This window comes from Xanthobacter autotrophicus ATCC 700552, assembly GCF_043194565.1.
Taxonomy (GTDB): domain Bacteria; phylum Pseudomonadota; class Alphaproteobacteria; order Rhizobiales; family Xanthobacteraceae; genus Xanthobacter; species Xanthobacter autotrophicus_F.
In genome coordinates this window covers 249,121-272,827 of the sequence record NZ_JBAFVS010000001.1, presented here as the reverse complement: position 1 = coordinate 272,827, position 23,707 = coordinate 249,121, and the positions used below count along the sequence as shown (strand labels likewise).

Genomic DNA, 23,707 nt, shown 5'->3' with positions numbered 1-23,707 from the left:
CACGCAGCGGTGAGCCGCTGCCATTGGATTTGGCGTGCCGCCCACGCTATCCTGCGCGACGCTCCCGGCCTGAGGCCGGCGCGGGACCGCCACCGGGATTTTGACCAGCCATGGCCCTCAGCCTCCACCGCCAGACGGGCGACCGCGCCGCCGGCTCCGCGGGCCGGTCGGACCTTGGCGGGTCGCACTCCGGCCGGTCGGGGCTGGCTGTCCGGCTCGCCGTGGCCGGCAGCGTGGTCACGGCCGGTGCGCTGTTCGCGGCGGCCTGCCTGCTGTGGGCGCGCCATGGCGCCACCGTCTTCTTCGATATCATGAGCGCGGGCATCGCCGCCTGCCTGTGACCCCCCATCATCGCCTGGGACGCCCGCGCGACGTGCGCGCCGCCCTGTCCCGGACCAGACGCAAAGCCCGAGATCGCCAGCCCATGTCGCAGATCAAGCTGTCGCAACGCACCAAGATCATCGCGCTGTTCTCCGCCTTCGCGGCCGGCGCCCTCGTCATGGTCACCGCCGTCACCCTGCTGGTGGGCGGACCGGCCCCCCGGGTGACGAGCACCGGCACCGCCGCGGTGGGCGGGCCGTTCCGCCTGGTGGACCAGACCGGCGCGGAGGTCACCCAAGCCGCGCTCAAGGGCAAGCCCAGCCTGATCTTCTTCGGCTTCACCCATTGCCCGGACGTGTGCCCCACCGCCCTGTTCGAGATGTCGGAGATCCTCACCGCCCTCGGCCCGGACGCCGGCAAGGCACAGGTCTTCTTCGTGACGGTCGACCCCGAGCGGGACACGCCGGAGGCGCTGAAATCCTACCTGTCGAGCTTCGCGCCGCAGATCCGCGGCCTCACCGGCTCGCCCGAGGCGGTGGATGCCATCAAGAAGGAATATCGCGTCTATTCCCGCAAGGTGCCGCTGACGGACGGGGACTACACCATGGACCACACGGCGGTGGTCTATCTCATGGACAAGTCCGGCACCTTCGTCGCCCCGTTCAATTCCAAGCGGCCGCCGGCCGAGGCGGCGGCGGAGCTGAAGCGCTACCTGTGACGTCGGAGTGGCGCAGCGCGGCGGCCTGGGCCACGCGGTGGCGGGCGACGCCGTGCTCGGTCTTCTGCCAGTGGTGGGGCCGGCGCAGCAGTTCGAACAGCGCCCGCCACGCCGCCGCCGACAGCAGCAGCCAGTACAATGGGATGCCGAGCACCACCTTGAGCCCCGGCATGCGGGAGCGCCGCCGCAGCCCCACATAGGTGATGGCGGCGGTGCCGGCATAGCCGGCGAACAGTGTGGTGAAGGTGAGGGCGGAGGTCAGCGCCTCGGCCAGCGAGTCGCGCGGCAGGCCGATGACCCCGCGCAGCAGGTCCGCCAGCAGCAGGGCGACGCAGAACGGGTGGACCAGCGCCGCCGCGAACGGGCCGGCGGCGAGCAACAGCAGCGCCAGCGCGGGGCCGACGCCGAGATCCGCCATCAGCGCCTGCGGCTGGCGCAGATGCACCAGCAGGGTCTGTGCCCAGCCCTTGAGCCAGCGGGTGCGCTGGCCGAGCCAGGCGCGAGCCGTTACCGGCGCTTCCTCGAAGGTGGTGGAGGCGATCACCCGCGTCTGCCAGCCGGCGCGGGCGAGGCGGATGCCGAGGTCCGCGTCCTCGGTGACGTTGAAGGGGTCCCAGCCGCCCACCTCATCCAGCACCCGGCGGCGGAAATGGTTGGAGGTGCCCCCCAGCAGGATGGGCAGGCCCAGCGCGCTCAGCATGGGCAGCAGCACGTCGAACTGGGCAGCATATTCGGCGGCGAAGGAGGCGGCGATCCAGCTGTCGTCGCCATTATCGACGGCAAGCCGGGCCTGCACGCAGGCGACGTTCCGCCCGCCCTGCCGGAAGGCCTCCAGCGCCCGGCGCAACTGGTCCGGCTCCGGCAGGTCCTCGGCGTCATAGATGGCGACAAAGCTGCCCCGTGCCGCGGCGAGGGCCACCGCCAGCGCCTTGGGCTTTGTGCGCGGGCCGATGGCCGGCACCGGCACTTCTTCCATCTGCGGCGGCAGGCCGAGGGCGGCGATGGCGGCGCGGGTTGCGTCGTCGTCGGCTTCCACCACCAGCTTGATGTCCAGCTTTTCGGGCGGATAGTCGAGCGCCCCGAGGGCGGCGACCAGATGCGGTACGCTCAAAGCCTCCCGATAGAGCGGCACCAGGAGGGAATAGACCGGCAATTGCCGGTCATCCAGCGTCGGCGGCGGGTCGGCGGGCGGATCATAGGCGCAGCTGGCAAGGCGCAGGGAGACCCAGCCGAGGAACACCAGCGACAGCAGCGCCTGCACCGCAAGCACGCCCTGTTCCGGCGCCAGCGCCAGCAGCAGCGCGAGGGGCAGGCCCACCACCAGGGCGATGCGCCCGAGCACCCGCTTGGGGTCGAGGGTCGCGGCGGATTTCAGCGGGTCGCGGGCCGGGAGCCGGGCCACGGCAGCCTCGGCCAAGGTGGGGCCGGCGGCGGCCATGACCGCGCGCCGGAACGCCCCCGGCACGGCAAGGCGCATCCGCCCCGCCAGGCCCGGATCGCGCCGCAGCGCCCGGACCAGGCGCCGCACGTCTCGCCCCCGCGCGGCGAGGGTGAAGCGCGGGCGCGCACCGTCCGGCGCCTCGATGCGCACGCCGGTGCGCAATACGGCCTCGGCGGTTGGAGCATCGTGCGGGGTGGCCGCATCATCGGTCGCGGCGACGGCGAGACCAAGATGGGCGGCGAGCAGGCCCGTCGCCTCCGCGTCGTCCACCATGCCCTGGGCGACGAGCACCTCGTCGGCGCCGACGCCGAGCCGGCGGGCGCGGCGGGCAGCGGCCTGAAGATCCGCGTGGGGCAGATGACCGATGAACGGCCTCAGCTCGGCGGGAAGTGTCTCGGCGGGTCGACGCGGGGTGGCCACAGGCAAGGCGGACGTCGCACACGGGCCGTGCACGGCGCTGGTTTCCGGTCCATCTCGCTCCTCGGCCCGCCGTCCGGCCCACCCCTTGCCGACGGACCGCGCATCCCCCACCATGCGGCGCCCCTTCGAGTGCAACCCTAAGGTAAACGCGCCCACATGGCTCTACCAGTCCTCATCGCCCGCCTGCGGGCCGTGGTCGCGGGCGGCGGCCCGGGACGGCGCCTTTTCGCCGTGCGCCTTTTCGCGGTGCTCGTGGTGGCCGTGCTCGCGCTGGCGTCCTTGCCTTGGGGTGCGCAGGCCCAGCAGCCGCCGGGGCCGTCCCCCATGTGGGGCCAGACCCGCAGCGGACAGGTGAGCGGCGCCACAGGCGGTGGCGTTTCGGTGCCCAACTTCTGGAACGTGGAGCGCCGGCTGGAGCGGCCCGACGCGGCGCGCCTGCCCAAGGAATTGCGCTTCCTCACCACCGACGACTATCCGCCGTTCAATTTCCTGAATGCCGACGGCGCCCTTTACGGCTTCAACGTGGATCTCGCCCGCGCCATCTGCGCCGAACTGGGGGTGACCTGCGTGCTCCAGGCCGCGGCCTTCGACACGCTGGCGGACAGCGTCGAGCAGGGGCGGGCGGACGCGGCCATCGCCGGGCTCACCGCCACGCCCCAGTCCCGCACCGCGCTGGATTTCTCCGAGCGCTATCTGGGCACGCCGGCGCGCTTCGTGGGCAAGAGCCAGGAGACCCTGAGTGCCGCCACGCCGGAGACCGTGGCCGCCAAGAAGGTGGCGGTGGTGAGCCGCACCGCCCACGAGGCCTATCTGCGTTCCTTCTTCAACGAAGCCGCCATTCGCCCCTTTCCGGACCTGAAGGCGGCGCAGGCGGCGCTGAAAGGGGGCCAGGTGGACCTCCTGTTCGGCGACGGGATCACGCTCGCCTTGTGGCTCAACGGCGTCGACAGCGCCAATTGCTGCCGCTTCATCGGCGGCCCCTTCACCGAGAGCCGCTTCTTCGGCGACGGCTTCTCCGTGGCGGTGAAGGAGGGCAACGACACCCTGCGCCATGCCATGGACTTCGCCCTGCAGCGCATCTGGGAAAAGGGTGTCTATACGGACCTGTATCTGCGCTGGTTCCCCGTCGGCTTCTATTGAGGGGCACGGGGCGCGTTGACGCCACCCGCCGACATTCCTAAGTTCGCGCTCCTTTTTTGGAGCCTGCCATGTCCGCCGCCTCGTCCGCCGTCCCGCCCGACGCCTCTGCCTCGTCCGCCTCTGCCGCTTCGGCCGACCTTGCCGGTGAGCTGAAGCGCGTGGCCGAGACCGCCACGGCCTGGCCGTTCGAGGAAGCGCGCAAGCTGGTGGAACGGCTGAAGCGCCACCCCAAGGAACGCGGATCGGACGAGGTGCTGTTCGAGACCGGCTACGGCCCCTCGGGCCTGCCGCACATCGGCACCTTCGGCGAGGTGGCGCGCACCACCATGGTGCGCCACGCCTTCCGCGTGCTCACCGAAGACAAGGTGAAGACCCGCCTCGTCGCCTTCTCCGACGACATGGACGGCCTGCGCAAGGTGCCGGACAACGTCCCCAACAAGGAGATGCTGCAGAAGGCGCTGGGCCTGCCGCTGACCAAGGTGCCCGATCCCTTCGGCACCCATGACAGCTTCGGCGAGCACAACAACGCCCGCCTGCGCGCCTTCCTCGACGCCTTCGGCTTCCAGTATGAATTCATGTCGGCCACCGACTGCTACCTGTCCGGCCGGTTCGACGCCACGCTGCTGAAGGTGCTGCATCACTACGAGAAGGTGATGAATGTGATGCTGCCCTCCCTGCGCGAGGAGCGGGCGGCGTCCTATTCGCCGTTCCTGCCGCTTTGCCCGCGCACCGGGCGGGTGCTCCAGGTGCCGATCCTCGAGCACCACGTGAAGCACGGCACCGTCACCTATGAGGACCCGGACACCAAGGAAAAGGTCACCGTCCCGGTCACCGGCGGCGGCTGCAAGCTGCAATGGAAGCCCGATTGGGCCATGCGCTGGGTGGCGCTGGGCGTCGATTATGAGATGGCGGGCAAGGACCTCATCGATTCCGTCAAGCTCTCCAGCCAGATCGCCAAGGCGCTCGGCGGCGAGCCGCCGGAGGGCTTCAATTACGAGCTGTTCCTCGACGAGAAGGGGCAGAAGATCTCCAAGTCCAAGGGCAATGGCCTGTCCATCGAGGACTGGCTGAAATACGCCTCGCCGGAGAGCCTCAGCCTGTTCATGTTCCAGTCGCCGCGCTCGGGCAAGCGATTGTTCTTCGATGTCATCCCGCGCAACGTGGACGACTACTTCGGCTTCCTCGGCAAGTATGAGGAGCAGGACCTGAAGCTGCGCCTGGGCAACCCGGTGTGGCACATCCACGGGGGCGAGCCGCCCAAGGTGGAGATGCCGGTGTCCTTCACCATGCTGCTGAATCTCGCCTCCGCCTCCAATACCGAGGATGAGAGCGTGCTGTGGGGCTTCCTCAACCGCCATGTGCCGGGGGTGTCGGGCGAGACCCATCCCAAGCTTGCCGAGCTGGTCGGCTACGCGGTCAAGTACTTCCACGATTTCGTCAAGCCCAACAAGGTGTTCCGGGCGCCCGACGAAGTCGAGCAGGCGGCGCTGGCCACCCTCGACGCGGCGCTGGCGGCCCTGCCCGCCGGGGCCACGGCGGACGACATCCAGAACGCGCTCTATGACGTGGCCCGCCCCATCCCGCGCTATCAGGACCTGAAGGCGAAGGGGGCGACGCCGGAGCGGCCGGGCGTGTCCATCGAGTGGTTCAACACCCTCTACCAGGTGCTGCTGGGCCTTGGTCGCGGCCCGCGCTTCGGCTCGTTCGTGGAGATCTACGGCGTGGCCGAGACGCGGGAGCTGATCCGCAAGGCCCTGGCCGGGGAACTGGCGACGGCCTGAGGGCCGTTGGTCATCAATAATGATACCGGCATTGGGCGATGAGGATCTGGTCGCCCTCCGCGCGATAGACCAGCCGGTGTTCCTGGGTGAGGCGCCGCGACCACCAGCCCGCCAACGGGCCGCGCAGCGGCTCGGGCTTGCCGGTGCCGGAGAAGGGGGTGCGGCTTGCTTCCCGGATCAGCGCGTTCAGGCGTTCCAGCAGCTTGGGATCACTCGCCTGCCAATGCAGGTAGTCCTCCCATGCGCGTTCATGGAAGACGAGCTTCACCCGCTAGCGCGCCTTCCGCTCGCGTTTGCTCGCGGCAATCGCTCTAGAATCTTGTTTTGACGCGTTTTCTTCACGCGAGCCGGTGTCCGCTTCGCTCGAAAACGCTCCCAGCTCGCGCTCGGTCCCCTTGCCCGCGTCGAGATCGGTGACCGCTTCCATGAGACGGTCCGCATTGCGCGGGTTGCGCAGCAGATAGCGCGTCTCCTCATAAGACGCGAAATCCTCCAGCGACATGAGTACGGCCGCGGGCTTGCCCCGCTCCCGCGTGATGAGCACGGGGGCATGATCCTCCGTCACGCTGTCCAGCGTGGCGGCAAGGTTGCGGCGAAGCTCGCTGTAGGAGGTGGTGCGCATGATTGAATTGTACCTAAAAAGGTACAATTCGCAACTGTCGTCTGCTCCGGTCCGCATGGCTCGGCTTGGCGCGCCGGGCCGGGAGCGAGCGCTACTTCACACCGGCATCTGGAAGCTCAAGAGCTTGCCCTGCGGGAAGTCGTAGAGCTTGCCGGTTTCCATGAAGCTGGGCAGGCACAGGGGCAGGATGGCGGCGGCGGCTTCCTCGGGGGCGGGGAGGGTCATGGGGTCCTCGCCCGGAAACGCCTTGGCCCGCATCAGGGTGCGGATGGGGCCGGGGTTGAACAGATTGACCTTGAGATTGCCGGAGACGCTTTCCGCCGCCCAGGTGCGGGCAAGCACTTCCAGCCCCGCCTTGGTGAGGGCGTAAGGCCCCCAATAGGCTCGCGCCTTGTGGGCGGCGCCGGAGGAGATCATCACCACGCGCCCGGCCGGCGACAGCTTCAGCAGCGGGTCGAAGGAGCGCACGCAGCGCCAGTTGGCGGTGAGGTTCACCGCGACGATGTTGTCCCAGTCCTTGGGATAGACATGGCCGAGCGGCGACAGCGGGCCGAGCACGCCGGCATTGGCCACGAACACGTCCAGCCGCCCGTAGCGCTCGTAGAGCGCGCCGCCGAGCCGGTCGATGGCCTCAAAATCCTTCAGGTCCAGGGGCACCAGGGTGGCGGTGCCGCCCACGGCGCGGATGTTGTCGTCCATGTCCTGAAGCCCGCTGTCCGAGCGGCCGACGCAGATCACATGGGCACCGGCCCGTGCCAGTTCGATGGCGGTGGCGGCGCCGATGCCGCGCGTGGCGCCGGTGACGAGGGCGATCTTGTCGGCAAGGGGCCGGTCGGCGGTCATGCGGCTTCCGTGGACTGAAGGGGAGGGGTCACCCTCCCCGCACGCGGGAGAAGGCTCTCAGGCGGCGTGTTTCAGCTCGCCTCGGCGAGAAGCGAGAGCTGCTGCTGGCCCACGGCCCCCGCCCGGTCGGTGAGCGGGGTGGGATAGTCGCCGGTGAAGCAATGGTCGGTGAATTGCGGCTTCACCGGGTCGCGGCCCTCATGGCCCATGGCGCGGTAGACGCCGTCCACCGAGAGGAAGGCCAGCGAATCCGCGCCGATATAGCGCCGCATGCCTTCCAGGTCGTGGGTGGCGGCGAGCAGCTTGTCGCGGTCCGGGGTGTCGATGCCGTAATAGTCGGGATGGGTGATGGGCGGGGAGGCGATGCGGAAATGCACCTCCTTGGCGCCGGCATCGCGCATCATCTGCACGATCTTCACCGAGGTGGTGCCGCGCACCAGGCTGTCGTCCACCAGCACGATGGACCGGCCTTCCACCACCGAGCGGTTGGCGGAATGCTTCATGCGCACGCCCTGGTCGCGGATGGACTGGGTGGGCTGGATGAAGGTGCGTCCCACATAGTGGTTGCGGATGATGCCCAGCTCGTAGGGAATGCCCGAGGCCTGGGAGAAGCCGATGGCCGCCGGCACGCCGGAATCCGGCACCGGCACGATGACGTCGGCATGGGCGGGGCTTTCCTCCGCCAGCACGCGGCCCATCTTCTTGCGCACCTGGTAGACCGAAAGCCCGCCCACCACGGAATCGGGCCGGGCGAAATAGATGTACTCGAAGATGCAGGGGCGCGGCGCCATCTCCGGGAACGGCTTGAAGGACTGCAGGCCGTCCTCGTCGATCACGATGACCTCGCCGTTCTCCACGTCGCGCACATGGCGCGCGCCGATGATGTCGAGGGCGCAGGTCTCGGAGGCGAGGATGGGTGAGCCGTCCAGCATGCCCAGCACCAGCGGTCGGATGCCGAGGGGATCGCGGGCGCCGATCAGCTTCTTGTTGGTGAGGGCCACCAGCGAATAGGCCCCCTCCAGCGCGCGCAGGGCGTCGGTGAAGCGGTCGATGAAGCGCGGCTTCTTGGAGCGCGCCACCAGATGGAGGATGGCTTCGGTGTCGGTGGTGGACTGGGTGATGGCCCCGTCCCGCACCAGTTGCTTGCGCAGGGTGAGGCCGTTGGTGAGGTTGCCGTTGTGGCCCACGGCGAAGCCGCCGGCATCAAGCTCGGCGAACAGGGGCTGCACGTTGCGCAGCAGGGTCTCGCCGGTGGTGGAGTAGCGCACATGGCCCACCGCCATGTCGCCGGGCAGGCGCTCGATGACGCTGGCGTCGGAGAAGGCGTCGCCCACAAGGCCGAGGCGCCGCTCCGAATGGAAGCGCTTGCCGTCATAGGAGACGATGCCGGCCGCCTCCTGCCCGCGATGCTGGAGCGCGTGCAGGCCGATGGCGGTGATGGCCGCCGCCTCCGGGTGATTGTAGATGCCGAAGACGCCGCATTCCTCGCGGAGGCGATCGCCGTTCAGGTCGAGATCCGCCTGTTCGGCCGGGCTCAGCCCGGCCAGCCGGGGATGGCCATCGTCGGAAAGGGGTCGATCGCCCGCATTCATCGGGGCGTCACTGTCGCAATCCATCATGCACCTCCGCTCGGGCGGCTCACAAGCCGGCGCCGCGCGTGCTGGCGACGAGCTGGTCGAGGCCCTGACGCTCCGTTGAACGGTAGGATTTAATCCCCGCCGCCGATGCGTCAGCCGAGCCGGCTGGTCGTGTGGTGCCCCCCAAATCGGTACGCGGCCCCCCCGTCGGGGCGGCCGGGGCGGCGGGCGTGTCGCCCTCCTCTCCGGCGGGCGGCTTCTTCAACTTGTTCAAGATGGTGTTTTCAGGGTCATCCGGCAACTGCGCCTTAAGCCACTCCCCCGCGCTCTTGATGGCGGGAAGCGATTTTGCGTTGGCGACCCACGGCGGCAGCTTCTCCGGCGGCACCAGCCAGTTGAAGAAGAGCATGGCGATCACCATGAGGAGCAGGCCGCGCGCCAGCCCGAACATGAAGCCGAGGGTGCGGTCCAGCGCGCCGATTCGGCTGTCGAGCACCAAATCCGAAATGCGCGCCGTGATGATCGTCGCGAGAAGAAGCGTGCCGAGGAACAGCACCGCCACGGTGACGGCAAGAGCCGCCGTATCCTGGGCAATGTATTGCTTCACGATCGGCAGCAGTTGCTTGTGGAAATACAGGGTGACGCCGGCCGCAACCACCCATGAGAGGATGGAGAAGACCTCGCGCAGGAAGCCGCGGACCATGGCCAGCAGCCCCGAAATCAGCATGACCGTCAGAACGATGATGTCGAGCAAAGTCACAGGCATCGGCGCAGTGTTCCGTCATCCGCGCACCGCGACGCGCGCATGCGCGCGGCATGCCGTCCAGGTGGTTGCCTGGTGGGAGCCCGCCGCGCGGCTCATATAGCTTGCGCGCCGGCCCGCGTCACCTTCCTGCGTCGTGGCTTGCGTGATCAGCTCTCATCCTCGGCCCATTCGGCGTGTTCCACGGCCCGGGGCCGGGCCTCCCGCGGGGCTGCGCCCTGCGAATCCCGCATAACAGGCCGGCGGGGGGCGCAGGCCGCGATGGCCGCCACCAGCTCCGCCAGCGAGCCGACAGGCTGCAGCGACACCTGCGCGTCCACCCCGTCGAGCCCGCCGGAGGGCAGCACGGCGCGGGCGAAGCCCAGCTTCGCCGCTTCCTTCAGCCGCGCCGCGGCCTGCGCCACCTGCCGCACCGCCCCGGTGAGGCTCGCCTCGCCGAAATAGACCGCGTCCGCCGGCAGGGGTGCGCCGGTGAGGGAGGAGACCAGGGCCGCCGCCACCGCAAGGTCCGCCGCCGGCTCGCCGATCCTCAGGCCTCCGGCCACGTTGAGATAGACATCATGCCCGCCGAGCCGCACCCCGCAGCGGGCATCCAGCACGGCGAGCACCATGGAGAGGCGGTTAGGGTCCCAGCCCACCACCGCGCGGCGCGGGGTGCCCAGCGAGGAGGGCGCCACCAGCGCCTGGATCTCCACCAGCACCGGCCGGGTGCCCTCCATGCCGGCGAACACGGCGGTGCCCGGCGCGCCGGCGTCGCGATTGGAGAGGAACAGTTCGGAGGGGTTCGCCACCTCGGAGAGGCCGCGCCCGGTCATCTCGAACACGCCGATCTCGTCGGTGGGGCCGAAGCGGTTCTTCTGGGCGCGCAGGATGCGGAACTGGTGCCCGCCGTCGCCCTCGAAGGAGAACACTGCGTCCACCATGTGCTCCACCACCCGGGGGCCGGCGATCTGGCCGTCCTTGGTGACGTGGCCCACCAGGATCACGCAGGCCCCGGTCTGCTTGGCGTAGCGCACCAGCAATTGGGCCGAGGTGCGCACCTGTGTCACCGTGCCGGGGGCGCTCTCCACGCTGTCGGACCACATGGTCTGGATGGAATCGATCACGACCATGTGAACAGGCGGGCCGCCGGCGAGGGTGGCGATGATGTTCTCGGCGTTGGTTTCGGCGGCAAGGCTCACCGGCGCCTGCTCCAGCCCGAGGCGCTGGGCGCGCATGCGCACCTGGTCCACCGCCTCCTCGCCGGAGACGTAGACGACGCGCTGCCCGCTCGCCGCCAGTGCCGCCGAGGCCTGCACCAGCAGGGTGGACTTGCCGATGCCGGGGTCGCCGCCGATGAGCAGCACCGAGCCGGGCACGAAGCCGCCGCCGGCCACCCGGTCCAGCTCGCCGATGCCGCAGACCATGCGGGGCGCGGGCTTCGCGGTGCCCTGAAGGGATTCCAGTACCACCGCGCGCCCCTTGCGGCCGGAGCGCTGGGCGGCGGGCACGCTGGCGACGACGGCCACTTCCTCGGCGAGGGTGTTCCAGGCGCCGCAGGCCTCGCACTTGCCCTGCCAGCGGGTATAGGCCGCGCCGCAGGATTGGCAGATGAAGGACGTGTCGCGCTTGGCCATGATCCCGTTCCGCTGGAGCACGCACCGATCAGATTGCGGAGCGAATCTCCCTGCGCTCATCCATTAGAGCACAAAATAGGAACATATGGTCCAGATGGCCCTTCACCCGCCCACGTAGTGCCGGGCGTAGCGGGCGCCCAGCGAGGTGAGCACCTCGTAGCCGATGGTGCCGGAGCGGACGGCGAGGTCGTCCACGCTGATGCCGTCGCCGAGGAAGACCGCGGTGTCGCCCCGCTGCACCACGCCTTCCGGCAGGTCGGTGATGTCGAGGGTGGCCAGATCCATGGAGACGCGGCCCACCAGGTGGCAGCGCTGGCCGTGGAGGATGGCCTCCACCCCCTTGGTGGCGTCGGTGGAGCCGCCGGCGCGGAACAGGCCGTCCGCATAGCCGATGGAGACGGTGGCGAGCCGGCTCGGCCGCTTCAGGCGCTGGGCGGCGCCATAGCCCACCGTCTCGCCGGCCGGGGCGGACGAGACCTGCACCACCTTCACCTCCAGCCGCACCACGGACCGCAGGGGCGGGACCCCGTTTATGGCGACGCCGCCGTAGAGGAAGATGCCCGGCCGCACCAGCTCGAACCGGAAGTCGCGGCCGAGCAGGGTGCCCGCCGAATTGGCCAGCGACGCGGGAATGCCGGGGAAGCGCCGCACCACATCGGCGAACACCATGCGCTGGCGGGCGGTGAGCACATGCCCCGGCGTGTCGGCGCAGGCGAGGTGGCTCATGATCAGGCTGGGCGTGAAGCCGAGCAGCCGGAAGGTGCCGGACAGCTGCACCGCCTCTTCCAGCGACAGGCCGAGCCGGTGCATGCCCGTATCCACATGGATAGCGGCGGGCAGCTTGGCGCCGTTGTCGCGGCAATAATCGCTCCAGTCGGAGATTTCCGGGGCCGATCCCAGCACCGGGCGCAGGTTGGCTGCGGCATAATCGCCGGCGCAGTCCGGCAAAAGGCCGTTCAACACATAGATGATGGCCTCGGGCAGCAGCGCGCGCAGGGCCACCGCTTCCTTGAAATGGGCGACGAAGAAATTGCGTGCGCCGGCCCGCCACAGGGCGGGGGCGACCTTGTCGATGCCGAGACCATAGGCGTTGGCCTTGACCACGGCGGCGCATTCGGCCGGGGCGGACAGCGCCGCCAGCGTGCGCCAGTTGTCGGCGATGGCGTCGAGATCCACGGTGAGGATGGCGCCGGCTTCCCGCGCCTCCCGCTCGGCGGTCTCATCCGCCGCGGCCTGGGCGGCCGCCTCCTCGGGGGAAGGCGCGCTCAGTGGCGCTCCGGCAGGTGATCCTCCCGCGCCAGGTTGGAGAAGCGGGTGAACTGGGGCTCGAAATGCACCTTCACCGTCCCCGTGGGGCCGTGGCGCTGCTTTCCGATGATGACCTCGGCCGTGTTCTCGGCCGCCTTCATCTCGATCTCCCACTTGAACCACTCCTCTGTGCCGGCCTTCGGCTCCTTGTTCTTAAGGTAATATTCCTCCCGGAACACAAACATGACCACGTCGGCGTCCTGCTCGATGGAGCCGGATTCGCGCAGGTCCGACAATTGCGGCCTCTTGTCGTCTCGCGATTCCACCTGACGGGACAGCTGCGACAGGGCCATGATGGGCACTTGCAGCTCTTTCGCCAAGGCCTTCAGGCCGGTGGTGATCTCGGTCACCTCCTGGACGCGGTTCTGGGATGCGTTTTTGGCGGAGCCCGACAACAGCTGGAGATAGTCCACCACCATGAAATCGAGCCCGCGCTGGCGCTTCAGCCGCCGCGCCCGGGCCACCAATTGGGCGATGGAGAGGCCGCCGGTATCGTCGATATAGAGCGGGATGGTCTGCATGGTCTGGGCGGCGGCGGCGAGCTTGGAGAATTCGCTCTCGGAGATGTCGCCGCGGCGGATCTTGTAGGAGGCGATCTCGGCCTGCTCGGCGAGGATACGGGTGGCGAGCTGCTCGGCCGACATTTCCAGCGAGAAGAAGCCGACGATGCCCCCCGACACGGTCTCGATGGAGCCGTCGGGCCGGGTCTCGCCGCGATAGGCGGCGGCGATGTTGAAGGCGATGTTGGTGGCGAGCGCGGTCTTGCCCATGGCCGGGCGGCCGGCAAGGATGACGAGGTCGGAGGGCTGCAGCCCGCCCATCTGGTGGTCGAGGTCGTCCAGCGCGGTGGCGATGCCGGAGAGGTGGCCGTCGCGCTGGAAGGCCTTGGAGGCCATGTCCACCGCCTCGCGCAGCGCCTCGCCGAAGCGCTGGAAGCCGCCGTCGTAGCGGCCGGTCTCGGCGATCTCGTAGAGCCGCTTTTCCGCCTGCTCGATCTGGTCCTGCGGGGTGGCGTCCACCGGGGCGTCGAACGCCTCGTTGACGATCTCCTCGCCGATTCGGATCAGGTCGCGCCGCACCGACAGGTCGTAGATGGTGCGCCCGTAATCCTCGGAATTGATGATGGTGGTCGCCTCCGCCGCGAGGCGGGCGAGATATTGCGGCCCGGTCAGCCCCGCCACGTCGAGGTCCGAGGGCAGGAAGGTCTTCAGCGTCACCGGCGTGGCGAGCTTGCCGGCACGCACCAGCGCGCTCGCCAGCTCGAATACGCGGGCGTGGATGGGCTCGTAGAAATGATGCGGTTCGAGGAAGTCGGAGACCCGGTAGAACGCCTCGTTGTTGACGAGGATCGCCCCCAGCAGCGCCTGCTCCGCCTCCAGATTGTGCGGGGCCTGACGATAGGACGGTTCGAGATCGCCCTTGTTGGGAAGGTCGAGCATGGCGCCGGGATTCCGCTGGATGGGTCACTTTCTTACCAAGTCCGGGGTCCGGCGCACAGTAAGTTCTTTGTTTGTTCCGAAATCAGCTCCGCTGTATTTTTCCACAGCGGGCTGGATCTGGGGATAGCGGGTACAAGCCGTTTCCGTTTCCGTTTCCGGTTCCGCGCCGGAGCGCTGCGCCGGCTTCCCTTCCAGTCCCGTTCCCGGTCCGGCGACTTCTCGCTTTGCTCGCTCCCGCAAGGTGGGATAGAGCCGGTTCCAGCGGCACCAATGCGAAGGGAATCGTCATGCGCGGAAATCACGCCGGGATGTTTGGCCGCGCCATGCTGGCGATTGCGATCGTCGGCCTGTCCTTTTCCGCCCTCGCCCAGCGCGGCGATCCCCTGGCGCCGCCGCCGGATCTCGGCGCGCAGGGCCTGCCCGTGCCGCTGGATGGCACCGCCATCTACGGCCAGAACACCCCGCCGCCCGAAGGCATGATGGCCATTCCCGTTCCGCCCTCCACCTGCGGCGGCGTCGCCCAGGTGGTGCGCACCCAGGGCCTCATCCTGATTCCCACCGGCAACGGCAATGCCCAGCGCTATGTGCGCGACGAGCGCTTCTGCGCCGGGGACCAGGTGACCACGCCCGCGTGGATCGCCACGTCGGACAATCCACGCTGCTTCGTCGGCTACACCTGCGACGAGAGCAACGACGACGGATCGAACTGAGCAGGCCAGCAGCCCGCATGTCAGGTCACGGCCTGGGCATCGTGCTCGCGCCACTGGATGGCGGCGGGCGGCACCAGCAGCTTGAGCGCGCCAGGGGCGATTGCGTAGCGCAGGGGCAGGTTTTCCCGCGTGACTTCCCCGTCCGTCGCCACCCAGGCGCGGTTGCGCCGGGCATGGATGGTGACGCGCCGCGCCTGGAAGGCATGGATGCCCGGCTTGTCGCGCCAGGCATTCACCAGCACCTCCGCGCCGGTCTTCAGCCGCGCCAGGGTGCCGCGGTCTTCCGCCACCAGCACCTCCAGCAGCCCGCCGTCGAGCCGCGAGCGGTGCCAGCCGGGGGCGTCGAAGGCGTTCACGGTCACCAGCGCCGCATAGGCCTCGATGGGCTCGCGGACCCCCGCCACCTCCACCTCGATGGACATGCGGCCGGACCGCACCAGCGCCTTGCCGAGGGCCATGAACCATCCCAGCACCCGGCCGCGCTGGGCGCGCAGCTGCTCGCGGGCCAGCGCCATCTGGCTGAAGAAGCCCACCCCCGAGACCCCGTGGAAGGCCCGCCCGTTCAGCAGGCCCACGTCCACCCGCATGGGCCGCGCCGCCTGCAGGGCGTCGAGGGCGCCCGCCAGGTCGCGCGGCAGGCCGATGTCGTAGGCGAGCATGTTCATGGTGCCCAGCGGCAGCACGCCGAGGGTGACCTCGGTATTGGCGAACACCGATGCGGCACGGGAGACCGTGCCGTCGCCGGCGCCCACCACCACGGTGTCGTAGCCGTCGCGCTCGGCGGTGGCGATGGCGCGGGCGATGGCCTCGCCGTCGGCCACCACCACGTCCACATCCGTCCCGGGCCGCGTCAGGGCCTCTTCCACGATGGCGCGCACCCGCTCGGGCCCCATGTCGTGGATGGTCCCGGCTTTGGCATTGAGTACGACCCGCATCCGCCGCATCGTGGCATCCTCCAGACCGGCACAAGCGCCGGCGCGGCCTGAATGTTCCCCGTGCGGGGCGCGCGGCCGGGCCGGCTTCATATCATCAAGGGTTTCCGCCATGGCCAATGTGCCCCCGCCGTCCAGCGTCCCCTCGCCCGATCCGACACCGTCCAGAAGGGCGTCCTCCCCCTCCATCCTGCGCCTGCGGGCCGGGCTGCTGCTTCTGGTCGCCTCGGTGGTGCTGTGCGGCGCGGGCGGGCATTTCGTGGCGCGCCAGTTCGGCCTGGGGATCGGCTGGGCGATCCTGCTCGCCGTGGTGATCTGGGTTGGCGTCGGCATCCTGATTGCTCGGCTCGATACCCGGCTGTTTTTCGGCGCGGCGGCGGTGGTCACGGCGCTTGTCGCTTATTTCGTCTATGATTTTTCGGCGTCGGCGCTCGGCTGGTCCAGCGGTGTCTCGCTGGTGCTCGCCTTGGTCGCCACCCTCTTCCTGACCTTCACCTTTTACGATTTCCGGCGTCTCAAGCACGAGCTGCGCCTGTGGGCCTACAAAAGATAGGCCGGATGCGCGCAGCCCCCAAGCTGGACCGCGACGCTTGCGAAAGGTCTTGAGACCGGAACGGGGTGTGCGATCGGCGTGCCTCGCAGGCTGATCGGGGCGCGCCCTGGGACTTGACTTTTGGCGCCCTGCCTCATTCAAGTTGCGTTGTGGCAGGTTGCAATGCAGAGGCGTGAGGCGCCGATGCGGTGCGGTGGTCCAGGCGCTAAAGGAGGCGTTCCGCGTGCGGGCGTCTGAAGGCAAACAATGTCCGAGGGACGCCTTTATCTCCTGGCCGGCCCGGCCATCTCGCTCATTGTCGCCTGCGTCTTTCTCCTGGTCTGGCGGCACCACCGCGAGCGGCGCCATGTCCTGCTCTTTGCGGTGGCGTTCTGCGCCTATTCCTTCGCCGCGCTTTCCCAATTGCTCCACGTCCCGGCGGACATCGGGCTCAACGCCATGGTCTCTGGCCTGATCTACACGTTCGGCATCTTCTGCCTCGTGGCCGGGGTCATGGCGCGGTTCGGGAAGAAAGGCGCCGCCCCGGTTCTTGCCGCCGTGGCGGCGTTGATCCTCGGGCTGCTTTATTACTTCATGTATGTCGACCGGAATCTCGTCGCCCGGATCTATGTGCAGAATTTCGGCTACGGCTTCATGTTCCTGTTTGCCGCCGTGCAGATCTTCGGGGTCAGCGGCCGGCGGACGGTGGACCGGATCCTGTTCTGGGTCTTCCTCCTGTTCGGTCTCCATTTTTTCGGACGCACCGTGTTGACCATGGCCATCTCGCCCGAGCTCTTCGTGCTGGACCGGATGCGTGCGGAGGGCGCCGACGGGAACGCCCTCGTCCTGCTGTTTGCGCGCTCAGCGTTCTGGCAGCTGCTCAATTTCTCGTTGCTGGTCAGTGGCCTGCTGGTCGCGTTGGCGTTGCTGGGCGCGATCGCCGCCGACGCCATGGACGAGCTGAAGCGGCAGGGCAGCATCGATCCCCTCACCGGGCTCGCCAACCGCCGCGGCTTCGACGAGCGCGCGCGGGAACTCATGGCCGGTCGGGAGAGCCATCCCCTGAGCCTGGTCTATTTCGACATCGACCGCTTCAAGGTCATCAACGATACGTTCGGCCATGCGACGGGCGACATGGTGCTCGCCTCTGTCGGCGGGCTGGTTGCCCGGGCCGTGACGCCGCGGGATGTGGCGGCCCGGCGCGGCGGGGAGGAATTCGTGGTGCTGCTGGCCCGCACCGGCGCCCGCAGTGCCTTCCGCTTCGCCGAGCGGGTGCGCGCAGAGCTGCGGCGGACCCCCTTCGCCATGCTGCCGCCCGGAGCCATCGTCACCGCCAGCTTCGGCATCGCCGAGCGCCGGCCGGGCGAGGACCTGGCCGACCTGCTCCACCGGGCCGACCAGCTCGTCTATGCGGCCAAGCACGCCGGCCGCGACCGCATCCTCGCCGACGATGCCGCGCCGGTGGGCTCGTCCGTGGGACATGGCGCCGGTTGATCCAGATCAACGTCGCGCGCGGGGCGGATGCCTAGCCTTCCGAAAAACCATCGGGAGGTCCAAGAGATGGCTGCGCAGACTGCTCTCGTCGTGACCGGTATCGTCGTCGCCTTCGTCGGCTTCGCCCTGGTCCTCGCTTTTGCGGACTATTATACCCACGCTGGCCCCAAGTCCTGACGTCGGAACCGGAAGTCCAGCCGGGTTTCCCTTCCGTTGGTTCGCGGTTTAGAGCGCGATCCGAGCAAATTGAACCAATTTTCTCGGTGAATCGCCCTCTAAACTTAAGGAAAGAGAACGCGTTATCTGATCAGATTGCGATGCAATCTGATCGGCGCGTGCTCTAGATTGGCCGCGCGGGTGACGTGACGGGAGTGTCGGCCATGGGGTTCGCAGCCCGAACGCTCCGGGCACGGATGCGCAGGGGCGTGCTGCGGCTCAGCCTGCCGCTCGCGTTCTCGTTGGCCAGCCTGTCCCCGGCCGGGGCGACCGGCAGCCTCAATTGCAGCATCGATGACAAGGCCATCGCCTTCGAGGCGCAGGCCGTGTTTTCCCACGGGCTCGCCGCCTCCTTCAGCAATTTTCGCGCGGAGCTGAACGCCACGGCTAAGGATGCCCCGCCCGCCTTCGCCAAGGTGGAGATGGACGGCTCCGCCCTCGCCCACCACTGGTTCCATGGCAACGAGCTGAGGTTGCACCTCTATCAGGAGCGGACGCAGGCGCCGTTCGCGTCGCTGGAATTGGTCCTGCGCACCCGCAGCCGGGACGCGGATGAAACCGCCTTCGCCGGGCGCTACGAGCTGAGGCTCTTTGTGGCCGGCGTGGACGGCGGCAAGGATTTCGAGCGCACTTATAGGGGGCGGGCCACATGCTCCGCGGGATGAGTGCCGCGGGCGTGCGGCCAAGCCCGTGATCCATGCCCGTGATCTATGAATGATGCTCGTGTTCGAGTGAGCGGACGCGGAAGGTGCGGTATGGTAGAGGGGCGCCCATGACCAGCCCCGAAAACACCCCCCGGGACAACACCCCCCGGGACAACGCCGTCCCGGACATCACAGCTCCGGACGCCCCGGCGCCCGATGGGTCCGGCCAGCCGTTCTGGCGGACGAAGCCCCTGGCCGCCATGAGCGCATCCGAGTGGGAGAGCCTTTGCGACGGCTGCGGCCGCTGCTGCCTCGTTAAGCTGGAGGACGAGGACACCGGCCAGGTGGCCTATACGGATGTCGCCTGCCGCCTGCTGGATGCCGACACCTGCCGCTGCTCCGACTACGAGCGGCGCTCGGAGATCGTGTCCGACTGCGTGCGCCTGACCCCCGAGAGCGTGGCGGAGCTGAATTGGCTGCCGCCCACCTGCGCCTACCGGCTGGTGGGCGAAGGCAAGGACCTGCCGTTCTGGCATCCGCTGGTGTCGGGAGACGCGGGAAGCGTGGCGGCGGCCGGCATAACGGTGGCCGGCAAGGTGGCCGGCAGCGAAAACGCGTTCGGCCTGTTTGAACTGGTGGACCACATCGTCGCCTGGCCGGTGCGCTGGCCGAGGGGGGCCAAAGGCGGTGCCAAGACGGGCGTCAAGACGGGCGTCAAGACTGGGGCGAAGGGGACGACCGGCGGGAGCCGTCGGCGTCGTCCGAAGGTGGATGAACAGAAGGCCTGACAGAAATCGAGGTCCGGGGCGGTGCTCCTGAGTCCGGACTGACCCCACGCCGGGCCGTGTCTCAGTTTGAAAACAACCGCCGGTGAACCCTGCGCCAGCGAACGCCCTCTCCCGCTTGCGGGGGAGGGGTGGGGAGGGGGCGCCGCGCCGGGGCAGACCATCGGCGGGCGGATTGGCGGAGGCTTTTCCCCCACCCTGCCCTCCCTCGCTCCGAAACCGGATGGTTCCGGCTTCGGCTCTTGGGAACCGAACTCGGCAACAGCCGAGTTCGGGCGGGAGAGGGTTCCACGGTGTTCCTGGTCGACACGGTAGCGTCCCCGAGCGCGCGCCTATTCCGCGGCGGTCGAGCGCTTCTTGCGCGTCTCCACCGGCGCCGGCTCGATGAGGGTGCGGCATTCCTCGGCGGTGAGCGGCTCGCCGAAGACGACGCCCTGGCCGTATTCGCAGCCGAAGCGCGCCATCTCGCCGGCTTCGGTCTCCTTCTCCAGGCCCTCCGCCATCACGTCCATGCCGAGGTCGTGGGCGAGGTCGATCATGGCGCCGACGATCACCGGCCGGGCGGCGCGAGCCGCGCCCTTGGCGGTGTCGCGCACGAAGCGCGGGTCGATCTTCACGCTGTCGAACGGGAAGCGCTGGAGATAGGAGAGGGCGGAATAGCCGGTGCCGAAATCGTCGAGGCACAGGCCCGCGCCCAGTTCCCGCATGCGGCCGAGCACCACGGCGGCATATTCGGGATTTTCCATCACCAGGCTCTCGGTCACCTCCAGCTTGAGCGATCCGGGCGCCACCGCGTTGCGGGCGAGTACGGATTTCAGGTCCTGGATCAAATCGTGCCGCAGCAATTGGCGGGACGAGACGTTCACATGCATGAACAAGGGCGGGTCCACCCGCAGCGCGCGCTGCCACTGGCCGAGCTGGCGCGCCGCGGCGTCGAGCACGAACAGGCCGAGGTCGAGGATGAGCCCGGTCTCTTCCGCCAGCAGCAGGAATTCGGAGGCGGCGAGTTCCCCGAGGCGCGGGTGGTTCCAGCGCATATAGGCCTCGAACCCGCCGATGGCCCGGTCGCCCAGGCGCACGATGGGCTGGTAGCGCACCGAGATCTGGTTCTTGGCGAGGGCCTCGCGCAATTCGCCCTCGATCACCACCCGGTCGATCTTCTGCTGGCGCATGGCCGGGCGGAACACCTCGATGCGGTCGCCGCCGATGCGCTTGGCGTAATACATGGCCAGCTCGGCGTTCTTCAGCACCTCGTCGCGCTTGGTCTGGTCGGGGCTTGCCAGCACCAGCCCGATGGAGGCGGTGACGAACACTTCCCGGTCGGCGAAGGCGATGGGCGCGCGCAGGGAGCGGCGCAGGGTGTCGGCGAAGGTGGTGATGCGCTCGGCGTCGCGCTCGGACATGAGGATCATGCCGAACTGGTCGCCGGAGATGCGCGCCAGCGTGTCCTGCGGCTTCAACAGGCGCATCAGGCGGCGGGCCACCGTGAGCAGGATGGAATCGGCCACCGCCATGCCCACCTGCACGTTGACCTGCTTGAAGCGGTCGAGGTCGATGACCATCACCGTCGGCTTCACCTTGTCGTCGAGGCGGGCCATGGTGAGGGATTGGCTGAGCCGGTCGAGGAACAATTCCCGGTTGGGCAGGCCGGTGAGATTGTCGCGTACCGCGTCGTGGAGCAGGCGCTCGGCGGCGATGCGCTCGCCGGTCACGTCCATGAGGGTGCCGACGCAACGCACCACCTCGCCGTCGGCGCCCACCACCGGGCGGGCCTTCAGGTTGAAGGTGAGGTAGTGGCCGTCGATGGCGCGCAGGCGGAAATCCTGGTCGATGCGGCCGCGGCGCTGGTCGATGATGCCGTCCAGCGTGGCGCGGAAGCGGTCGCGGTCGGCGGGGTGCAGCACCTCCAGCCAGCCGGCGGCCTCGGTCTCCAGCGAATGGCGCTTGAGGCCGAGGGCTTCCTCGGCCTCGGGGGAGGTGTAGATGCGGTCGGTGTCCACATCCCAGTCCCACACGATGAGGCCGGAGCCGGCCAGGGCCAGCGCCCGGCGTTCCAGCTCGGAGGTGGAGCCCTGGATGCCGCCGATGCCGGCGAAGGCGTGCTGCATCACCGTGAAGCCGATGAGCATGACGATCAGCACCAGGCCGCCGGAGAGGGCGGGGGCGGCGAGATCGTTGGTGACGAAGCCCGCCACCGTGAGCCCGGCCATGAGCACCCACACCACCAGCAGCGACCAGGTGGGGATGATGAGCACCGCCCGGTCATAACCGTGCTGGCTGAGCCAGATGATGACGCCGAGCCCGGCCACCGCCACCGCCAGCAGCGACAGGCGGGCGATGCCCGCCGCCACCGGCGCGTCGAGCAGGGCCACCACCACCAGCGCGGCGAGGAAGGCGAGCCAGCCGGCGGCCACATGCACGTAGCGCACGTGCCAGCGGTTGAGGTTGAGATAGGCGAACAGGAACACCAGCAGCGTGCCGGTGAGGATCGCCTCGCCCGATGCGCGCCAGAACTGCTCGGCGATGGGCGAGAGGCCGAACACCTTCGACCAGAAGGCGAAATCGAGGCCGATATAGCCCAGCACCGCCCAGGCCAGCGCCGCGGCCGCCGGGAACATCACCGAGCCCTTCACCACGAACAGGATGGTGAGGAAGAGCGCCAAAAGGCCGGCGATGCCGATGACGATGCCGTGGTAGAGGGTGAAGGCGTTCACCCGGTCCTTGTAGGCGTCCGGCTCCCACAGATAGAGCTGCGGCAGGGTGGGGCTGCCCAGCTCGGCCACGAAGGTGACGGTGGAGCCCGGGTCCAGCGTGATCAGGAACACGTCCGCGTCGGGAGCGGTCTGCCGCTCCGGCTTGAAGCCCTGGCTCGGCGTGAGCGAGACGATCCGCCGGTTGCCGAGATCGGGCCAGAACAGGCCGGAGCCGGACATGCGATAGTGCGGCGCGACGATGAGGCGGTCCACCTGCTCGTCGGTGTTGTTGGTGAGGGCGAAGGCGATCCAGTCGCCATGGCTGCGCCCGTCGGTGGTCGGCACTTCGATGCGCCGGACCACGCCTTCCGTATCGGGCGCGGTGGAAATCTGGAACCGGCCGTCCTCGGTGGTCTCGCGCTGCACGGCGGGCAACAGGTCCACCACCTTGGCGTCGAGGCGCAGGGCGATGGCCTCCATCGCCTGCGCGCGGCCGGCGGGCAGCGTCAGGACAAGTGCCAATAAAAACGCCCCGAGAAACGCCAAAGAAGCCCCAACGGGCAGAGCGATGACGCGAGCGAGCAACGACCGCAATGTCAGGTCTCCGCACCCGGACTGCTACCGGGCCGAGTTTCGGTTGAGGAGGGCAGCCTGCCGAAGGTGCGACGCAAAGCGCGGGACGGCAAGAGCTCAAGCTCATCCATGAGGAATGCATATGCGCCGGGATGGTCCGGCGCATCCGATTCCCTAGCCAAGGCGTGCGGCTGGAGCAAGGCGTAGGGCGTCCCCATGATACCGCCGCACCATATCGCCGCACCGTCCGACGCCCGAAAAAACGAATGCGCGCCCGGGGGCGCGCATCAAAACCGTGGTCCGGCCGATCAGAAGAAGCGGCGGGCGTTGTCCCGGTCGTCGGCGGAGAGCGGGGTGGGCTCGCGGGTGAGGCGAGCGGCCTCTTCCCGGCGCACATATTCGGAGAAGGGGTCGAGGGCTTCCTCCACCGCTTCCTCGGCCCGCGCGGAGATCACCTCCAGCGGGGGCTGCGGCGCGGGGCGGGCGGCAGGCGGCACGGGAACAACCTCCTCGGCCGGCACGGCGCGCTCGGAATCCGTGGTGCGCGACGCCTTGGCGTCGAGCCACGGCAGGGGATAGGGCGAGGCGATGTAGGCCACGCCGTCTTCCTGCTCCCAGGCGATCATGTGGATGGCCTCTTCCGCCGGCATGCCGGGCAGGGAGAACATTTGCGGCAGCTCGCGGGCGCCGCCGGTCCAGCCGATGGTGTGGGCGAGCTGGAAGGCTTCGTCGAGGAAGGCGGTCACGGCAGCAAGCCGGTCCGCACGGAGCGCCTGGGCGAAATCCACATCGAGAAGCCGGCGGAGATAGGTCTCCACGCTGTCCCCGGCGGCCCACTGGGCGCCGGAGGCGAACTGGTAAACATAAACGCGCGGACTTGCCATTACGCAGCTCCGAAAAACCATAACTGGGGGTCTCTCATACCAAAGGGGACCCGAAAACACAAAATCGTGCTTCGACTTAACCGGGCAAGGCTTAAATTTTCGTGATCCTGCGGTGCAGCAGGGGGCCGGTTTCGGCCCGGCCCCGGACGTATGCGTTGCAAGAGCGCATTGCGAGCTCACGATCTGGCCATCGGATCAGCCAAACCTTCCCTATCCTACGATTTGCGAGGGAATCACCGGTCCGGCCCGCGCGTG

General features: G+C 68.8%; 21 protein-coding genes. 9 read left to right on the top strand and 12 right to left on the bottom strand.

The genetic code is table 11. The features are described 5' to 3' along the window. The first annotated feature begins 110 nt into the window (after positions 1 to 110). The gene (locus V5F48_RS01305) at positions 111 to 341 is read left to right on the top strand and encodes a hypothetical protein (protein WP_394039298.1); all 231 of its coding nucleotides are present in this window, start codon (positions 111 to 113) and stop codon (positions 339 to 341) included. An 83-nt stretch (positions 342 to 424) separates the two neighbouring features. Continuing rightward, a complete protein-coding gene (locus V5F48_RS01300; protein WP_394039296.1) occupies positions 425 to 1,039 on the top strand; it encodes an SCO family protein in 615 nt (204 codons plus the stop codon). On the opposite strand, the gene V5F48_RS01295 is transcribed toward V5F48_RS01300, so the two are convergent. After that, the gene (locus V5F48_RS01295) at positions 984 to 2,900 is read right to left on the bottom strand and encodes a glycosyltransferase (protein ID WP_394039495.1); all 1,917 of its coding nucleotides are present in this window, start codon (positions 2,898 to 2,900) and stop codon (positions 984 to 986) included. The two genes, V5F48_RS01300 and V5F48_RS01295, sit on opposite strands and share 56 nt — an antisense overlap. Before the next feature lie 156 nt (positions 2,901 to 3,056). Between V5F48_RS01295 and V5F48_RS01290 the strand changes: the two genes are divergently transcribed. Together V5F48_RS01290 and V5F48_RS01285 are read left to right on the top strand one after the other, a co-directional pair. Next, positions 3,057 to 4,040 (top strand): transporter substrate-binding domain-containing protein, encoded by a 984-nt coding sequence (locus tag V5F48_RS01290; protein ID WP_394039294.1) that lies wholly within the window; start codon positions 3,057 to 3,059, stop codon positions 4,038 to 4,040. Positions 4,041 to 4,108: 68 nt separating this feature from the next. Next, positions 4,109 to 5,821: a lysine--tRNA ligase gene (locus tag V5F48_RS01285; protein WP_394039292.1), complete on the top strand. Its 1,713-nt coding sequence runs from the start codon at positions 4,109 to 4,111 to the stop codon at positions 5,819 to 5,821. A gap of 13 nt (positions 5,822 to 5,834) precedes the next feature. Here the strand turns inward: V5F48_RS01285 and V5F48_RS01280 are convergent, their stop codons facing one another. From V5F48_RS01280 to V5F48_RS01245, 8 genes are all read right to left on the bottom strand, one after another. Continuing rightward, positions 5,835 to 6,089 carry a Txe/YoeB family addiction module toxin gene (locus V5F48_RS01280; RefSeq protein WP_394039290.1) on the bottom strand — a complete coding sequence of 85 codons (255 nt, stop codon included), beginning with the start codon at positions 6,087 to 6,089 and terminating at the stop codon, positions 5,835 to 5,837. A 3-nt stretch (positions 6,090 to 6,092) separates the two neighbouring features. Beyond that, positions 6,093 to 6,443 carry a type II toxin-antitoxin system Phd/YefM family antitoxin gene (locus tag V5F48_RS01275; RefSeq protein WP_394039289.1) on the bottom strand — a complete coding sequence of 117 codons (351 nt, stop codon included), beginning with the start codon at positions 6,441 to 6,443 and terminating at the stop codon, positions 6,093 to 6,095. Between the two features lie 96 nt (positions 6,444 to 6,539). Next, positions 6,540 to 7,286 carry an SDR family NAD(P)-dependent oxidoreductase gene (locus tag V5F48_RS01270; RefSeq protein WP_394039287.1) on the bottom strand — a complete coding sequence of 249 codons (747 nt, stop codon included), beginning with the start codon at positions 7,284 to 7,286 and terminating at the stop codon, positions 6,540 to 6,542. Positions 7,287 to 7,357: 71 nt separating this feature from the next. Next, positions 7,358 to 8,902 carry an amidophosphoribosyltransferase gene (gene purF / locus V5F48_RS01265; protein ID WP_394039285.1) on the bottom strand — a complete coding sequence of 515 codons (1,545 nt, stop codon included), beginning with the start codon at positions 8,900 to 8,902 and terminating at the stop codon, positions 7,358 to 7,360. 22 nt (positions 8,903 to 8,924) lie between these two features. Then, positions 8,925 to 9,629, bottom strand: coding sequence for a CvpA family protein (locus V5F48_RS01260; RefSeq protein WP_394039283.1), 705 nt, complete (start codon positions 9,627 to 9,629; stop codon positions 8,925 to 8,927). Positions 9,630 to 9,775: 146 nt separating this feature from the next. Continuing rightward, positions 9,776 to 11,242, bottom strand: coding sequence for a DNA repair protein RadA (gene radA / locus V5F48_RS01255; RefSeq protein ID WP_394039281.1), 1,467 nt, complete (start codon positions 11,240 to 11,242; stop codon positions 9,776 to 9,778). Positions 11,243 to 11,344: 102 nt separating this feature from the next. Beyond that, on the bottom strand, positions 11,345 to 12,418 hold the full coding sequence (gene alr, locus V5F48_RS01250; protein ID WP_394039279.1) for an alanine racemase: 1,074 nt from the start codon (positions 12,416 to 12,418) through the stop codon (positions 11,345 to 11,347). 89 nt (positions 12,419 to 12,507) lie between these two features. Continuing rightward, positions 12,508 to 13,989 carry a replicative DNA helicase gene (locus tag V5F48_RS01245; RefSeq protein WP_394039277.1) on the bottom strand — a complete coding sequence of 494 codons (1,482 nt, stop codon included), beginning with the start codon at positions 13,987 to 13,989 and terminating at the stop codon, positions 12,508 to 12,510. 323 nt (positions 13,990 to 14,312) lie between these two features. Here V5F48_RS01245 and V5F48_RS01240 point away from each other — a divergent pair, with 323 nt between their 5' ends. Further along, positions 14,313 to 14,699, top strand: coding sequence for a hypothetical protein (locus tag V5F48_RS01240; protein ID WP_394039275.1), 387 nt, complete (start codon positions 14,313 to 14,315; stop codon positions 14,697 to 14,699). A 20-nt stretch (positions 14,700 to 14,719) separates the two neighbouring features. On the opposite strand, the gene V5F48_RS01235 is transcribed toward V5F48_RS01240, so the two are convergent. After that, on the bottom strand, positions 14,720 to 15,634 hold the full coding sequence (locus tag V5F48_RS01235) for a diacylglycerol/lipid kinase family protein (protein ID WP_394039273.1): 915 nt from the start codon (positions 15,632 to 15,634) through the stop codon (positions 14,720 to 14,722). A gap of 109 nt (positions 15,635 to 15,743) precedes the next feature. Here V5F48_RS01235 and V5F48_RS01230 point away from each other — a divergent pair, with 109 nt between their 5' ends. The 4 genes from V5F48_RS01230 (at position 15,744) to V5F48_RS01215 (ending at position 19,305) form a co-directional block, all read left to right on the top strand. Then, positions 15,744 to 16,184 carry a hypothetical protein gene (locus tag V5F48_RS01230; protein ID WP_394039271.1) on the top strand — a complete coding sequence of 147 codons (441 nt, stop codon included), beginning with the start codon at positions 15,744 to 15,746 and terminating at the stop codon, positions 16,182 to 16,184. Positions 16,185 to 16,430: 246 nt separating this feature from the next. Next, complete coding sequence (locus tag V5F48_RS01225) at positions 16,431 to 17,657, top strand: GGDEF domain-containing protein (protein WP_394039269.1); 1,227 nt, start codon at positions 16,431 to 16,433, stop codon at positions 17,655 to 17,657. Between the two features lie 380 nt (positions 17,658 to 18,037). Continuing rightward, positions 18,038 to 18,538 carry a hypothetical protein gene (locus V5F48_RS01220; protein ID WP_394039267.1) on the top strand — a complete coding sequence of 167 codons (501 nt, stop codon included), beginning with the start codon at positions 18,038 to 18,040 and terminating at the stop codon, positions 18,536 to 18,538. Between the two features lie 107 nt (positions 18,539 to 18,645). Next, positions 18,646 to 19,305 (top strand): YcgN family cysteine cluster protein, encoded by a 660-nt coding sequence (locus tag V5F48_RS01215; protein WP_394039265.1) that lies wholly within the window; start codon positions 18,646 to 18,648, stop codon positions 19,303 to 19,305. A 329-nt stretch (positions 19,306 to 19,634) separates the two neighbouring features. Here V5F48_RS01215 and V5F48_RS01210 read toward each other — a convergent pair whose 3' ends face one another. Both V5F48_RS01210 and V5F48_RS01205 read right to left on the bottom strand, forming a co-directional pair. Then, positions 19,635 to 22,475 carry an EAL domain-containing protein gene (locus V5F48_RS01210; RefSeq protein WP_394039494.1) on the bottom strand — a complete coding sequence of 947 codons (2,841 nt, stop codon included), beginning with the start codon at positions 22,473 to 22,475 and terminating at the stop codon, positions 19,635 to 19,637. Positions 22,476 to 22,876: 401 nt separating this feature from the next. Beyond that, the gene (locus V5F48_RS01205; protein ID WP_394039263.1) at positions 22,877 to 23,452 is read right to left on the bottom strand and encodes a hypothetical protein; all 576 of its coding nucleotides are present in this window, start codon (positions 23,450 to 23,452) and stop codon (positions 22,877 to 22,879) included. Positions 23,453 to 23,707: the final 255 nt, after the last annotated feature.